This window comes from Photobacterium sp. GJ3 (assembly GCF_018199995.1).
Taxonomy (GTDB): domain Bacteria; phylum Pseudomonadota; class Gammaproteobacteria; order Enterobacterales; family Vibrionaceae; genus Photobacterium.
Map to the genome: position 1 here is coordinate 2,891,240 of NZ_CP073578.1, position 15,568 is coordinate 2,906,807.

At 51.6% G+C, this 15,568-nt stretch carries 12 protein-coding genes and 2 pseudogenes; 4 read left to right on the forward strand and 10 right to left on the reverse strand.

Going from position 1 to position 15,568, the window contains the following annotated elements:
- Positions 1-16: 16 nt before the first annotated feature.
- Positions 17-786: pseudogene (locus tag KDD30_RS13385) on the reverse strand (ABC transporter permease).
- Entirely contained in the window at positions 783-1,706 is a 924-nt protein-coding gene (locus tag KDD30_RS13390) for an ABC transporter ATP-binding protein (RefSeq protein ID WP_211646289.1), read from the reverse strand. The pseudogene KDD30_RS13385 and the gene KDD30_RS13390 overlap by 4 nt, the downstream one beginning before the upstream one ends.
- Positions 1,707-1,872: 166 nt before the next feature.
- On the opposite strand from KDD30_RS13390, the gene can reads away from it, so the two are divergent.
- Together can and KDD30_RS13400 are read left to right on the forward strand one after the other, a co-directional pair.
- Positions 1,873-2,529 carry a carbonate dehydratase gene (gene can, locus KDD30_RS13395; RefSeq protein WP_211646290.1) on the forward strand — a complete coding sequence of 219 codons (657 nt, stop codon included), beginning with the start codon at positions 1,873-1,875 and terminating at the stop codon, positions 2,527-2,529.
- A 116-nt stretch (positions 2,530-2,645) separates the two neighbouring features.
- Positions 2,646-3,977, forward strand: coding sequence for an IS4 family transposase (locus tag KDD30_RS13400; protein WP_211646291.1), 1,332 nt, complete (start codon positions 2,646-2,648; stop codon positions 3,975-3,977).
- Between the two features lie 53 nt (positions 3,978-4,030).
- Here KDD30_RS13400 and hpt read toward each other — a convergent pair whose 3' ends face one another.
- The gene (hpt, locus tag KDD30_RS13405) at positions 4,031-4,564 is read right to left on the reverse strand and encodes a hypoxanthine phosphoribosyltransferase (protein WP_211646292.1); all 534 of its coding nucleotides are present in this window, start codon (positions 4,562-4,564) and stop codon (positions 4,031-4,033) included.
- 208 nt (positions 4,565-4,772) lie between these two features.
- Here hpt and KDD30_RS13410 point away from each other — a divergent pair, with 208 nt between their 5' ends.
- On the forward strand, positions 4,773-5,381 hold the full coding sequence (locus KDD30_RS13410) for a TetR/AcrR family transcriptional regulator (RefSeq protein ID WP_211646293.1): 609 nt from the start codon (positions 4,773-4,775) through the stop codon (positions 5,379-5,381).
- 18 nt (positions 5,382-5,399) lie between these two features.
- Here the strand turns inward: KDD30_RS13410 and KDD30_RS13415 are convergent, their stop codons facing one another.
- The 6 genes from KDD30_RS13415 to KDD30_RS13440 all read right to left on the reverse strand — a co-directional run bounded on the left by KDD30_RS13415 (position 5,400) and on the right by KDD30_RS13440 (position 11,560).
- Entirely contained in the window at positions 5,400-6,437 is a 1,038-nt protein-coding gene (locus KDD30_RS13415; protein ID WP_211646294.1) for an ABC transporter ATP-binding protein, read from the reverse strand.
- Positions 6,437-8,065: an iron ABC transporter permease gene (locus KDD30_RS13420; protein ID WP_211646295.1), complete on the reverse strand. Its 1,629-nt coding sequence runs from the start codon at positions 8,063-8,065 to the stop codon at positions 6,437-6,439. Before KDD30_RS13420 ends, KDD30_RS13415 begins: the two co-directional genes overlap by 1 nt.
- Positions 8,066-8,218: 153 nt before the next feature.
- Entirely contained in the window at positions 8,219-9,232 is a 1,014-nt protein-coding gene (locus KDD30_RS13425; RefSeq protein ID WP_211646296.1) for a Fe(3+) ABC transporter substrate-binding protein, read from the reverse strand.
- 165 nt (positions 9,233-9,397) lie between these two features.
- Entirely contained in the window at positions 9,398-10,627 is a 1,230-nt protein-coding gene (locus tag KDD30_RS13430; RefSeq protein ID WP_211646297.1) for an ammonium transporter, read from the reverse strand.
- Positions 10,628-10,656: 29 nt separating this feature from the next.
- On the reverse strand, positions 10,657-10,995 hold the full coding sequence (locus KDD30_RS13435; RefSeq protein ID WP_211646298.1) for a P-II family nitrogen regulator: 339 nt from the start codon (positions 10,993-10,995) through the stop codon (positions 10,657-10,659).
- A gap of 196 nt (positions 10,996-11,191) precedes the next feature.
- Positions 11,192-11,560 (reverse strand): YacL family protein, encoded by a 369-nt coding sequence (locus tag KDD30_RS13440; protein ID WP_211646299.1) that lies wholly within the window; start codon positions 11,558-11,560, stop codon positions 11,192-11,194.
- 195 nt (positions 11,561-11,755) lie between these two features.
- Between KDD30_RS13440 and KDD30_RS13445 the strand changes: the two are divergent.
- Positions 11,756-12,912: pseudogene (locus tag KDD30_RS13445) on the forward strand (glycerate kinase).
- 52 nt (positions 12,913-12,964) lie between these two features.
- Here KDD30_RS13445 and acnB read toward each other — a convergent pair.
- Positions 12,965-15,562, reverse strand: a complete 2,598-nt coding sequence (gene acnB, locus KDD30_RS13450) for a bifunctional aconitate hydratase 2/2-methylisocitrate dehydratase (RefSeq protein ID WP_211646300.1) — start codon at positions 15,560-15,562, stop codon at positions 12,965-12,967.
- Between the last annotated feature and the right edge of the window lie 6 nt (positions 15,563-15,568).

A 15,568-nucleotide genomic window follows, 5' to 3' on the forward strand; every position in this document is an offset into this window, starting at 1 on the left:
CGTATGTGCCTGCCAATTACGAACGCAATCCGATCCCTTTCGAAATCAGGTAATGCGCAATGCTGTACAGCACCACAACGAAAGCCAGCAACACACTGAAGGCAGTGCCAATCCCAACATCAGATACACCCAGGAAACCGTAGCGGAACGCATTCACCATGTAGACAATCGGGTTCAGCTTCGACACCCATTGCCAGACTTCCGGCAACAGACTCAGCGAATAAAATACACCGCCCAGATAAGTCAGGGGGTCAGCACAAAAGTCGGAATAATGCTGATGTCATCGAAGGTCTTGGCATACACTGCGTTGATCAGGCCGCCGAGCGAAAAGACAATCGACGTCATGATCACCGTGGCCACAATCACGCCAAAATGAGCAATCTGCAAATCCACAAACAGCAGCGAGACTGCGGTGACGATCACGCCAACTCCCAGACCTCGCAATACCCCGCCCCCGATATACCCGGCAATAATGACAAAGTTCGGCACCGGTGCGACGAGTAACTCTTCAATATTATGCTGAAACTTTGCACTGAAGAAAGAAGACGCCACATTGGAATAAGAGTTGGTGATCACCGACATCATGATCAGACCCGGGACAATATATTCCATATAAGTAAACCCACCCATCTCACCAATCCGGCTACCGATCAGGCTGCCGAAAATGATGAAATACAGGGTCATGGTGATGGCTGGTGGCACCAGCGTTTGCACCCAGATCCGGGCGAAACGGTTCACCTCTTTTGCGATCAGACTCTGAAAAGCGATCCAGTACTGATACCTCATGATGACGCGCCTCCCTTGCTTTGTGCCACCAGCGTCACGAACAACTCTTCCAGACGGTTGGCTTTATTTCGCATCGACCGAACTTCTATGCCTTGCTCGGTCAATTGACCGAAGACCGCATTCAGCCCTGTGCCTTTCTGGATATCAATTTCCAGTGTGTGGTTATCCGGCATGGTCCACGCGACCCCCTCCAGTGCAGGCGTATTGCCATTCACAGCAACATCCAGAATAAAGGTCTCGACCTCCAGCTTGGCCAGCAGCGCTTTCATGCTGGTGTGCTCGATGAGCTCGCCGTGATTGATGATGCCGATATTCCGGCACAACATTTCTGCTTCTTCCAGATAGTGTGTGGTCAGGATAATGGTCACGCCCTGACGGTTAATCTCGCGCAGAAACGTCCACATTGAGCGACGCAGTTCGATGTCCACACCTGCTGTCGGTTCATCCAGAATCAGCAGCTTCGGTTCATGCATCAGTGCCCGGGCAATCATCAGACGACGCTTCATCCCGCCGGACAGGTTTCGTGCACGCTCATTCCGCTTCGGCCACAAGTCGAGCTGCGTGAGGTATTTTTGAGCCCGCTCTTTGGCCAGCGCGCGCGGCACACCATAGTATCCGGCCTGATTGATGACAATCTGCTCAACGGTTTCAAACTGATTGAAGTTAAACTCCTGAGGCACCAGCCCCAGCTGATTTTTTGCCTCAACCAGATGGGTATCAATGTCATACCCGAAAACTTTCACCTGACCTGAAGTTTTGTTCACCAGCGAGCTGATGATCCCGATCGTGGTGGATTTTCCGGCACCATTGGGACCCAGCAGGGCAAAGAAGTCGCCTTCTTCCACCGTCAGGCTCATATCCTTGAGCGCCTGCACGCTGGGATAAACCTTATTTAAATGAGTAATTTCTAATGCATTCATACAATACGCTTGAGATTTGTTATAAATCGTTAAATTATCAACTAATCGGATTTGCAAGTCGCCTTGCAGGTGTATAGTAATGACCTGTTTATCTTTGGTACTGTCTTTCAAGGCGTCAGAACACACCAAAGATAAACACCCCAATGTAGCAAACTAAGGTGTTGTCATGGCAGAAATTAAACAGTTATTCGCAAATAACTTTTCCTGGTCGGAAAAAATCAAAGAAGAAAACCCAGAATTTTTCTCACATCTGGCGAAAGCACAGCACCCTGAGTATCTGTGGATTGGCTGCTCAGACAGCCGTGTTCCGGCCGAACGACTGACCGGGCTGGATTCCGGCGAACTCTTTGTGCACCGGAACGTTGCAAATCAGGTGATCCACACCGATCTGAACTGCCTGTCTGTGGTTCAGTATGCGGTCGATGTCCTGAAAGTGAAACACATCATCATCTGTGGTCACTACGGCTGTGGTGGTGTTGCGGCCTCCATTGATAATCCGCAACTGGGCCTGATCAATAACTGGCTGCTGCACATCCGTGACCTGTATCTGAAGCACCGTGACGCACTGAGCCTGCTGCCGCGTGAGGCGTGGGCAGACAAGCTGTGTGAAATCAATGTGGCGAGTCAGGTTTATCATCTGGGGAACTCAACCATTCTTCAGCAAGCCTGGGAACGTGGCCAGCAAGTGAAAATTCACGGTTGGGTGTACGGGATCGGCGACGGTAAATTACGTGATTTAGGTGTTACTGCGACCAGCAAAGCCTCTCTGGAAACCGCTTATCAGGAATCCATGGCTGAGATTTTGCCGAAAGCCGGCGAGTAATCCAAAAGAAAAGCGACCCTGAGGTTAACACCGATCAGTTAAGCAAATGATCAGTTGAATGATCCTGTGGTTGGTTGAGAATACCCTCAAGCATTTATGTTTGAGGGTATTTTTTTATGTTGGCTCACTGGCTGATTGATGTGAATGACTTTGCTTCACCTGACTCACTTGCACTCTTTCAAAAAGAGCTTCCATTGGAATGGATAAATCAAGCGCTGGATGAGACCAATAAAGCCAGTATGAGACGACGGAAGTTACCTGCTGAATTGGTTGTTTGGTTGCTTGTCGGTATAGGTTTGTATCGAGACAGACCGATTACCGATGTTCTGGACAAATTAGACCTTAAGCTCTCTAACGCTTTGGGTGAGTCCATAGCCCCCAGTGCTATTCCTCAAGCCAGAAAACGCCTAACAGCTGAACCGTTGAAAGCCTTGTTCTCAATGACCGCTCAGCACTGGACAAAAGCTGAAGATAGTGAAGATAAATGGTTTGGCCTGAGACTGTTTTCCGTCGATGGCACTCAATTTAGAACCCATGATACCGCAGCGCTTGCTGAGCATTATCAGTACGTGAAACACAGTAAAAACCGTCATACTGAATACCCCGTAGTTCGACTATGTGCACTTTGCTCCCTTCGCAGTCGCTTACTCCATGATGTTGCTTTTGGTCCAAGCTCAACGGGGGAAGTGAATTACGCCAAGCAGCTCATATCGTCAACGACGCCCAACTCCCTCACGATTTTTGACCGATGCTATTTAAGTGCAGAGCTATTGATTAACTGGCAGCGTCAACATGGCTCCAGTCACTGGATGACTCCAATAAAATCCAATACACAATATGAAATCATTCGGCAGTTAGATGAAGAAGGACGTGATTTGATTGTCGAAATGGATGTCTCGCAGCATGCCCGAAAACAAGATCCAAGTCTTCCAGAAAAGTGGCAGGCGAGACTGGCTCTGTACCCTGAACCAGAGCAACCAAATCATATTAAAGGTGTACTGACTTCTCTGACCGATAGCCAGTATGAACTTCAGTCCTTACTGGATGTTTATTTTGAACAGTGGGAAGTGGAGAGCAGTTATGGAGAGATGAAACACGACATGCTGGAGAATGAATTACTCCTTCGCAGTCAGTCCGTAGAAGGGGTAGAGCAAGAAATCTGGGGGATACTCATTGCTTACAATCTCGTTCGTTTGGAGATAAGTCGTATTGCTAAAGAGGCAGCGGTATCCCCTCTACGGATAAGTTTCATGATGGCACTTCGAGATATTCAGGATGAACTCATGTGGTGTGCGATAGCCTCGCCAGGCTCGATACCGAAAAAACTACGGGCGATGCGAGAGCGGGTAAAGCGCTACATACTGCCTGAACGAAAAAAACGGTCCAAATCAAGGACCGTTCGTATCAGTAAAACTCGCTATCCAGTTCGCTCAAAACACCTTAAGTGATAGGTGTTAACCCTGAGGTCGCTTTTCTTTATTCTGCCGAAATCGGGTCAGATTCAGCCTTCCAGCGGGATCACTTTGCCGATAAATGGCAGATGGCGGTATTTCTGTGCATAGTCAATCCCCACACCAACCACAAACTCATCAGGAATTTCGAAACCAATCCACTCGGCATCGACCGCCACTTCGCGGCGCTCTGGTTTGTCCAGCAGCGTACAGATACGAATCGAGTTTGGATTCCGCAGGGCCAGAATTTCACGCACCTTGTTCAGGGTGTTCCCGGTGTCGATAATATCTTCAACCAGCAGGACATCTTTGCCTTCAATTTCATCATCCAGATCTTTCAGGATGCGCACATCACGGCTGCTTTCCATTGCATTGCCATAGCTGGAAGCCGTCATGAAATCCACTTCGTGCGGCAAATCAATCGCACGGGCCAGATCGGCCATAAAGATAAAAGAGCCACGCAGCAAGCCAACCATAACCAGGTTTTCTGAGCCCTGGTAGTAGGCGCTGATTTGCTCTCCCAGCTCTTTAATCCTAGCCTGAACATCCTGCTCAGAAATCATGACTTCGATGGTATGCTTCATTTCTTTCTCCATACGCGCATTTGGCATGCACATGGGTTCTCGGTAATCACTAAAAAGCTATTCTACCATCGTTGCGCAAGAAAAGTTATCCATCCATTCTTCGAGCCATATGGCACCTCGGAACAAATCAGGATTGAACCCATGGCCCTGCTGAGGTAGAGTTATTAAGCAAAGTGCATATAAAACGATTGGCTAGGGAATTTGTAGCATGGACACCATAGTTAAAAAAACGAGGACACGTCTCTCACCCGAGAAACGCAAACAACAACTTCTCAAGTGTGCGCTGGAAGTATTTGCCCGCCGGGGAATTGGTCGTGCCGGACATGCCGACATTGCTGATATGGCCAATGTCTCCGTGGCGACCGTCTTCAATTACTTTCCAACCCGAGAAGCGCTTGTGGAGCAAGTTCTGAATCAGGTTGAACGCAAGTTCAATGAACTCTTGAATCTATGTCTGGGGGAAGAACACAGTAGCATTCACGGCCACCTGAGCTGTATGACCGGCCACTTAATTGACGCAGTGATTGACCAGCAGGACTGGCTGAAAGTCTGGTTTGAATGGAGTACCTCTGTTCGGACAGAAACCTGGCCGCAATTCCTGGATGCAAACCGCCCGAACCTGAAGCAAGTGACCAACATTTTTGAACAGGGCAAACTCGACGGCCAGCTGAGTACAGAGATCACCTCTTACGATCTGACCTGGTTGCTGCACGGTTTGTGTTACGTGTTGTATCTGCGTGCCAACATTGAACCCAACAAGGTCAGTATGCAGGCTCAGGCCGACGCATACATCAGCCTGATGTTCCCGCAGGCGTAATTGCCACAGCGAGATTTGTTAGCTGGCTTCAGCCATCAAAGCGGGCTGAATTAAATCCAGCTCAACAGAAACTCGCTGGCCTGTCTGCAGGATCATAGGGGTATTCACGATCAGGTGATGCCCCTCATAGTCCACGGTATAGCGACAACTATCTCCCATAAACTGTTGCTCCAGAATCACCCCCCGCCCTGCTTCTTCCGGATTGAGTTTCAGATTCTGCGGCCTGACTAACCATTCCACCTGATGTCCTTGGCCAAAAGTGACGGCTTGCGACATCGCTACTGTCCCCAGAGGCGTGTGTAACTCATCCTGATGAATGGTGGCAGGCAGATAAGAGCCTGTGCCGAGAAAATCTGCAACAAACCGGCTGCAAGGCTGATAGTAAAGCTCGGCGGCTGTACCGAACTGCTCAATCACACCGTTATGCATAACCGCCAGTCGATCCGCAAAAGCAAAGGCTTCTTCACGACTGTGGGTGACAAAAATCGCAGTCACTCCCTGTGTCTTGAATATCCGACGGATCTCGCGAATCAGTCCGTGACGAACCTGAGTATCAATGTTTGAAAAAGGCTCATCCAGCAAAATCAAATCCGGCTCGCAGGCCAAGGCACGGGCAATAGCAACGCGCTGCTGCTGACCACCGGAGAGCTGGTGCGGATAACGCTGTCCTAGGCCATCCAACCGGACGAGTGCCAGCATTTCTGCCACTTTGGTCTGCGCTCTTTTCTTATCCCAGTCCCGCAGGCCGAAAGCGATATTCTCAGCGACCGTCAGGTGCGGGAACAAAGCATAATCCTGAAAAATCATCCCAATGTTACGGTGCTCCGGTGGCACCCAATGGTCCTGATCCACCATGGTATGGCCATTGATTCGCAACTGACCCTGTTCCTGGGGCAACAAACCGGCGATGGCTTTCAGCAAGGTTGTTTTCCCGCAGCCGCTGGCACCGAGCAAACAGATAATTTCATTGTCTTCCGCGACCAGAGACAAATTTTCCAGAATCGCCTGGCCGTTATACCGGCAAGTCAGTTTTTGGACAGATAACGCATGACTCATCAGTGTGATTGCTCCAGTGAACGGTTCACAACAACCAATGGCACCAGACCAACCAGCACCAGCAAAATTGCCGGAAGTGCCGCCAGTTCCAGTTGCTCATCGGAGGCGTAATTAAAGACATAGGTTGCCAACGTTTCAAAGTTAAACGGACGCAGCAACAAGGCCGCATTCAGCTCTTTCATGGATTCAATGAAGACCAGCAAGCCCGCTACCAGACAGCCGCGTCGAATCAATGGCAAATGCACCCGGCGCAGCATCGCTGCCGGTGCGCAACCCATGGTTTTCGCAGCCATATCCAGCGAAGGCGGAATTTTCGCCAGACTACTTTCAATGCTCCCCACCGCGACGGCGCCAAAGCGAACCACAAAAGCAAAAATCATGGCGAACATCGTGCCGGAGAACACCAGACCGGGACGTCCCCATCCCATCGCCTGAGTGATCGTGTTCAGCAGATGGTCTGCCGACGTCAGCGGAATCATCACACCAATCGCCAGAACAGTACCAGGCACGGCATATCCCATCGTCGTCATGCGCATCGGTGCAAGACTGGCCCGACGCCCATCCAGCCGGTGATAAAAGTTCACCAGCAAAGCGACAACCACGGCAATCAGCGCTGCGGTCAACGAAACCATCAGACTGTTGAAGCTGTAGTCTCTGAATTCTGTCGTCCAGCTTTGCGCCAGATAATGCCAGGCGTAATACATCAGCTGCATCAGAGGCATCGCGAATGCAAATCCGATCAGCCCCCAGCACCAGCACAGGGCCAGCCACTTTTTCCATCCCGATAATGGATAACGCAGATCTTCATTCGGCTCACGGTGCTGCTGGAAGAGTTTTTGTCGTCTGCGGCTAAATCGCTCTGCACTGATCAGCAGAAAAATTGCCAGCAGCATCATCGCAGAAATCTTTGCGGCAGCATTCAGATTCGAATACCCCAACCAGGTATCGTAAACCGCTGTGGTCAGAGAATGCACAGCAAAATAGCTGACGGTCCCGAAGTCACCCAGCGTTTCCATGGCCACCAGCGAGAGGCCGACCGCAATGGAAGGACGCGCTAACGGCAGAGAAATGCGTCGAAAACTCTCAAAAGGCGAGCACCGCAACAACCGGGCAGACTGCAATAAGCTGGCACTCTGTTCCATGAACGCGGTTCGAGCCAGCAGGTATACATAGGGATAGAGAACCAGCGCCAGAATCAGACAGGCACCGCCAAGGGTGCGGATATCCGGAAACCAGTAATCCTGATAACTTTGCCAGCCGAAAAGATCGCGAAGAAAAATCTGAACCGGTCCGGCGAAATCAAACCAGTCCGTATAGATGTAACCGATGATATAACCTGGCATCGCCAATGGCAGGACCAAGGCCCACTGCAGCCATTTCTCACCCGGTAGGCGACACATCGCCATCAGCCAGGCGCAAGGCAGGCCGAATAAGGCAGCCAGAAAAGAGGTTCCCAGCACCAAGCCCAAAGTATTGAGGGTATACACCCCCATGACGGTATCCATCAGGTGAGAAAACACCTGATCCGTAGCGCCGAGTGCGGTATAAAAAATGGCGAGAATCGGCAAAACGAGTAAGAGGCCGAACCCCCAGCCAGTGGTTAGCCAAAGCGGGAATCTGTATTTCATTGTCTACAACTTCGTATCCTTGAGCTTTCACGCCCTACACTGTTGCCCGATGAAGCAACCTGTTGCCTTCCCGGCAGTTCGCGAAAAAAAACGCCCCCAAAGATACCAGACAATCGAGCAAAAGGGGCCAAACGGCCCCTATTTTTCTTTCACTTACAGGTCGAACTGTACTTCATCCAGCAGCTTGGTTGCAGCGCTGTGATGGTTGGCAATCTCTTCCAGCGATACTTTATCGGCACGGAAGTCACCCCAGGATGCCACCAGCTCTGAACGCTCAACGCCAGGTTTCACCGGGTATTCGAAGTTCACTTCAGCGTACATATGCTGGGCTTTGTCAGATGTCAGGAACTCCATCAGCTTCTGCGCATTGGCTTTGTTTGGTGCATACTTCGCCATCGCCATACCACTGATGTTGACATGGGTGCCGTTCGCTTGCTGGCCCGGGAAGTTGATGTAGACAGCCTCAGCCCAGGCTTTCTGGTTTTCATCATTGACCATTTTGCCCAAGTAGTAACTGTTACCGATAGCCAGATCACACAAACCTTCTTTCACTGCTTTCACCTGAGCACGATCGTTGCCCTGTGGCTTACGTGCCAGATTGGCTTTCACACCTTCCAGCCAGGTTTTCGTTTCTGCTTCGCCGTAGTGGGCAATCATGGATGAAACCAGAGAGATGTTGTACGGGTGCTTACCTGAACGAGTACAGATTTTGCCTTTCCACTCTGGTTTGGCCAGATCCAGATAATCAAAGCTTGCTGGCAGACGGCCCACGCGCTCTTTTGAAGAGTACACACTGCGAGTCCGCATGGTCAGTGCAAACCACTCGTCATCTGAATCACGGTAATGCGCAGGTACGTTTTGCTCAATGATGTCACTGTTGACCGGCTGGACCAGACCTTTGTCGGTCAGCTCAGCCAGTCGGCTGATATCCACGGTCAGAATCACATCCGCCGGACTGTATTCACCTTCTTGGGCCAGTTTCTCTGCAATGCCGTCTTTTGCAAACTTCACATTAACTTTGATGCCGGTTTCATCAGTAAACTCTTTCAGCATCGGCTCAATCAGAAAAGGCTGGCGCAGTGAGTAAACATTGACTTCTTCAGCAGCGTAAACCGCTTGAGGAGCAGACAGACCAAGCAGCATGGCAGAGGCGAACAGCTTTTTCATTGAGCAATTCCTTAATACTAAAATGAATGATAACGTTTATCAGTATCGCTCAATTATACTGTAGCAGCCTGACCGGACAATGCGTTGAAACAAATGAACACAAAAAAACGCTGCACAAAGGCAACGTTTTTAATAGTTTTGTGAATAAGCTCAGAGTTTGAGCAATTACTTCACACTGACAAACTCTGGGTAAGCATCGATGCCGCAATCGTGCAGGTCCATCCCCGCCATTTCTTCTTCTTCGGTCACACGGATGCCCATGGTGACTTTCAGAATACCCCAGACCGCCAGGCTTGCCCCAAAGACCCAGGCAAAGATAACCGCAGCACCCAGCAACTGAGCACCAAAGCTCGCATCACCGTTACTGAACGGAACAACCATCAGGCCAAAGAAACCGCACACGCCATGGACAGAAATCGCGCCGACCGGGTCATCAATTTTCAGCTTATCCAGACCAATGATGCTGAAGACCACAACCGCACCGGCAATCACACCGATGATCACAGCTGACATGGGCGATGGCGACAGTGGATCCGCCGTAATCGCAACCAGACCCGCCAGAGCACCATTCAGAATCATGGTCAGATCCGCTTTACCCCAGGTCGTTTTACACACAGCCAGTGATGCCAGTGCACCGGCAGCCGCTGCAGCATTGGTGTTCAGGAAAATCTTGCCCACCGCGGTCGCATTCTCAAAGTCCGATACCATCAGCTGTGAGCCGCCATTGAAGCCGAACCAGCCAAACCACAGGATAAAAGTACCCAGCGTTGCCAGCGGCATGTTTGAACCCGGAATCGGCAGAATTTCACCATTCTTACCATATTTCCCTTTTCGGGCACCCAGCAACAACACACCAGCCAGCGCCGCTGCTGCACCCGCCATGTGGACAATACCTGAGCCTGCAAAGTCGCTGAAACCAGCCGCAGACAGGAAGCCGCCACCCCAGGTCCAGTAACCTTCAACCGGATAGATCACACCGGTCAGAACCACAGAGAAAATCAGGAAAGCCCACAATTTCATCCGCTCGGCCACTGCGCCGGAAACTACAGACATCGCGGTTGCCACGAACACCACCTGAAAGAAGAAATCAGATTCCAGCGAGTGATCCGCGCCTTCAGCCTGAGTGCCAAACAGGGTGCCGAATGAAGGCAGCCAGCCCCCCTCACCATTATCGACGTACATGATGTTGTAACCAATGATCAGGTACATGTTGCAAGCAATTGCGTAAAGACAAAAGTTTTTGGTCAGAATTTCAGTGGTGTTCTTTGAACGCACCAAGCCTGCTTCCAGCATGGCGAAACCTGCCGCCATCCACATCACCAGCGCACCGGAAATCAGAAAAAAGAATGTGTCGAGTGCGTATCGCAGCTCTGTCACCGTTGTTGATAACTCCATGGTCATAGTCCTCTTATCACATCTGGTTGTTATAATGCTTCTGCGTCTGTCTCACCGGTACGGATACGTACTGCGTGGTCCAGATCGTAAACGAAAATCTTACCGTCACCGATTTTGCCGGTATGAGCCGCCTTGGTGATGGCCTCAATGATCATCTCCAGGTTCTCCGCCTGCGTCGCAATCTCCAGTTTGACTTTTGGCAGAAAATCAACCTGATACTCTGCGCCACGATACAGCTCGGTATGACCTTTCTGACGGCCGAATCCTTTCACCTCAGAAACTGTCATCCCCTCGACACCGACATCTGCCAGTGCTTCACGAACATCATCTAACTTGAATGGTTTGATAATTGCGTTGATGAGTTTCATTCACCTGCTCCTTAACCTGTGCGTCCCTAAACGAAGTACACAGATGAATAAACAAGCTCCGTGCCAACTTTTAAATAACCAATAAAACAATCACTTAAGTGAGCGCCAGAAAAATTGTACAAAAAAGCCGCACCATCATGGTGCGGCTGATTCCCCAAGAAGAAGCAAGGCAGAAAATTACGTACTGACGATCTTCCTAGCGGCCTCTGATAAATGCACGCCAGGCATGCAGTACCTGCTCCAGATCCTCAAACCCACACAGAGACACCGCTTCATCATCGTAGTGGCTCATGTCTTCTTCCATTTCATCTTCAGTGCTGAAAAACAGATAGTTAGCCTGAACAATGGCTTCGTTGTCCTGCAGGCTCAAAGTCATTTCTTCGCCGGTGAGCTGCCATTCAGTCATGGTGCCTTTCAATGCACCAAGTTGATTCAGGATCAGAACAATCTTTGCCTCATCATCCTGCACCTCTTCAATCAGCCAGCGGCCCAACGCTTCATGTCCCATCGAAAAAACGACGTGATAACTGCCATCCAGCATATTTTTCTTAAATTCGTAATCCATAGCCACCCTTCTTCTGATGTTTGCTGTTCAGGCATTTGTCGATACCGTCAGAGACAAATACACTGGGGACAGGCTCCTGAGCCCGCTTGTACCTGCCATCGACCGCGCGCACCATGTCAGGAACGCCAACAAATTGCAACCTGTCTGCGTCTGCCTCGTCACGGCTACGAAGGCAACAGATTGAACGAGGACCCCATGAGAATAATCATTGCACCCGATTCCTATAAAGAAAGCCTGCCGGCACTCGCAGTTGCCCGTGCGATTGAAGCCGGGTTTCGTCAGGTACTGCCCGAGGCCGATTTCCAGCTATGCCCCATGGCCGATGGCGGAGAGGGGACGGTGCAGTCACTCGTCGATGCCACACAGGGAACAATTGTACAGGTCAGCGTGACCGGGCCTCTGGGCACCCCGGTTGACGGTTTTTATGGCCTGCTGGGAGACGGCAAAACGGCGGTGATTGAAATGGCGGCGGCTTCCGGATTGGATCTCGTCCCCCAGCGAAGCGCAATCCGATGCGAACCACCAGCTACGGCACGGGCGAACTCATCACGGCTGCACTGGATCAGGGCAGGACACATCTGATCATCGGTATAGGCGGCAGTGCAACCTTAGACGGTGGCGCTGGCATGTTGCAGGCACTGGGTATCCGGTTACTGGATCGGCAAAACAAAGACATTGGCTTGGGCGGCGAGGCACTCTCAAATTTGGCCTGTATTGATACCACGGGATTGGATCCCAGACTGGCACAAGTTAGTCTTGAAGTTGCTTGCGATGTGGATAACCCGCTTTGCGGTCCGAACGGCGCGGCGCGAGTCTTCGGTCCGCAGAAAGGCGCCACTGAAGCCATGATCAAGCAACTGGATGCCAACCTTGCCCACTTTGCAGACTGCATGGCGAGGCAGCATCAATGCATGGTCAGAGACACCCCGGGGGCCGGAGCTGCGGGGGGCTTAGGCGCTGCACTGATGGGGCTATTGAATGCACACCTTCAGCCGGGGATTGAGATCGTGATGCGCGCGACCGGACTGGCCGACGTGATGGCGGATGCGGATCTTGTGATTACAGGAGAAGGCCGCATTGACAGCCAAACGATTCATGGCAAAACACCCATTGGGGTCGCCCGCTGTGCCAAACAATTCAATGTACCGGTGATCGGCATTGCGGGCAGCCTGTCGCAGGATCATGCCATCGTATTCCAGCATGGTTTGGACGCGGTGTTCAGCGTGGTCAACCATCCCTGTGATCTGGCACAGGCGCTGGCAGACGGCGCACAGAACCTGACCCTCACAGCCCGAAACATCGCCGCACTGCTGGTGCTTGGCGGCCAGTTATCCGCCCTGAAATCCCATTAAAAAAGGGAGCCTGAGCTCCCTTTTATGTGGTGTCTTGATTCAGTCCGGCAGATTAAACTGCAGCCTGAACAATCACTTCATCCGCACGCTTGGTGTACTGATCCATACGGTGGAAGTTCAGATAACGGTAAGTATCTGCTGCCGTTGCATTGATCTGTTTTGCGTATTGCAGGTATTCATCCATGGTTGGGATACGGCCCAGAATCGCACCCACTGCCGCCAGTTCTGCAGAAGACAGGAAGACATTAGCACCTGTCCCCAGACGGTTCGGGAAGTTACGGGTCGATGTAGACATAACGGTTGCTTTATCAGCGACGCGCGCCTGGTTCCCCATACACAGTGAACATCCCGGTGTTTCGATACGCACACCTGCACGGCCAAAGATACCGTAATAGCCTTCCTCAGTCAGTTGATCGCGGTCCATCTTCGTTGGTGGCGCAACCCACATCCGGGTATTCAGCTGGCCGCCGAACTTATCCAGCAGTTTACCGGCAGCACGGAAGTGACCGATATTCGTCATACAGGAACCAATGAAGACTTCATCGATTGCTGTGCCCTGAACTTCAGACAGCAGACGCGCATCATCCGGATCGTTTGGTGCACACAGAATCGGCTCTTTGATCTCTGCCAGATCGATTTCGATCACATGGGCATATTCTGCATCTTTATCCGCTTCCATCAGCGCTGGATTCGCCAGCCAGTCCTGCATTGCCGTGATACGACGCTCGATGGTACGGCGATCGCCGTAACCTTCTGCGATCATCCACTTCAGCATGACGATGTTAGATTCCAGATATTCAGCAATGGATTCCTGAGACAGTTTCACCGTACAGCCCGCAGCACTCCGCTCAGCAGATGCATCCGACAGTTCGAACGCCTGCTCAACCGTCAGGTGCTCAACCCCTTCGATTTCCAGGATACGGCCAGAGAATTCATTGATCTTACCGGCTTTCTCAACCGTCAGCAGACCTTGCTGAATCGCGTAGTAAGGAATCGCATGAACCAGATCACGCAGCGTGATCCCTTCCTGCATTTCACCCTTGAAGCGCACCAGAATCGACTCTGGCATATCCAGTGGCATCACCCCGGTCGCCGCAGCAAACGCCACCAGACCAGAACCGGCAGGGAAAGAAATCCCCAGCGGGAAACGGGTGTGCGAGTCACCGCCTGTACCCACAGTATCCGGCAGCAGCATGCGGTTCAGCCAGGAGTGGATGACACCATCTCCCGGACGCAGTGAGACACCGCCACGGTTCATGATGAAATCTGGCAGAGTATGGTGCGTGTTCACATCAACCGGCTTCGGATACGCGGAAGTGTGGCAGAACGACTGCATGGTCAGATCCGCAGAGAAGCCCAGACAGGCCAGATCTTTCAGTTCATCACGAGTCATCGGGCCCGTGGTGTCCTGAGAACCCACGGTGGTCATTTTCGGCTCACAGTATGTGCCAGGGCGTACACCTTCAACGCTGCACGCTTTACCGACCATTTTCTGAGCCAGTGTGAAGCCTTTGCCTGAATCGGCCACAGGTTGCGGACGACGGAAGACATCAGAAGGTGCCAGGCCCAGCGCTTCACGCGCGCGGTCGGTCAGACCACGGCCAATGATCAGCGGAATACGGCCACCGGCACGCACTTCGTCGATCAGCACATCTGTTTTCAGTTTGAACGTCGACACGACTTCGTCTGAGTCATGACGGCGAACTTCACCTTTGAACGGATAAACGTCAATCACGTCACCCATGTTCAGCGCGGTCACATCCACTTCGATTGGCAGTGCGCCGGCATCTTCCATGGTATTGAAGAAGATTGGGGCAATCTTGCCACCCAGCACATAACCACCGGCACGTTTGTTCGGCACATAAGGGATATCATCACCCATGAACCACAGCACTGAGTTCGTCGCAGATTTACGGGAAGAGCCCGTACCCACAACATCACCCACATAAACCAGCTGATGGCCTTTGGCCTGCAGGGCTTCGATTTGCTTCATCGGGCCCACAGAACCCGGCTGATCCGGTTCAATGCCTTCACGTTCGTTTTTCAGCATGGCCAGCGCGTGCAGCGGGATATCCGGACGAGACCACGCATCCGGTGCCGGAGACAGGTCATCGGTGTTGGTTTCACCCGTCACTTTAAAGACAGTCAGGGTAATTTTTTCAGCCAGTTCAGGCTTGGACAGAAACCACTCGGCATCCGCCCAGGATTGCAGCACCTGTTTGGCAAATGCATTGCCTGCTTTCGCTTTCTCTTCCACATCATAGAAAGCATCAAACATCAGCAGGGTGTGAGACAGGGCTTTGGCAGCGATTGGCGCCAGCGCGCTATCATCCAGCAGGCTGATCAGAGGCTCAATGTTATAACCGCCCTGCATGGTACCCAGTAACTCAGCAGCTTTTTCTTTGCTGACAATCGGTGAAGCCGCTTCACCTGCTGCGATCGCGGCCAGGAAACCTGCTTTCACGTAAGCAGCCTCATCCACACCCGGCGGGATGCGGTTTTCCAGCAGCTCAATCAGAAAGTCTTCTTCACCAGCAGGGGGATTTTTCAGAAGTTCAACCAAAGCAGCAGCTTGCTCGGCGTCCAGAGGCTTGGGGACAACCCCTTCGGCAGCACGCTCTTCGACGTGTTTACGGTAGGCTTCAAGCACGACATA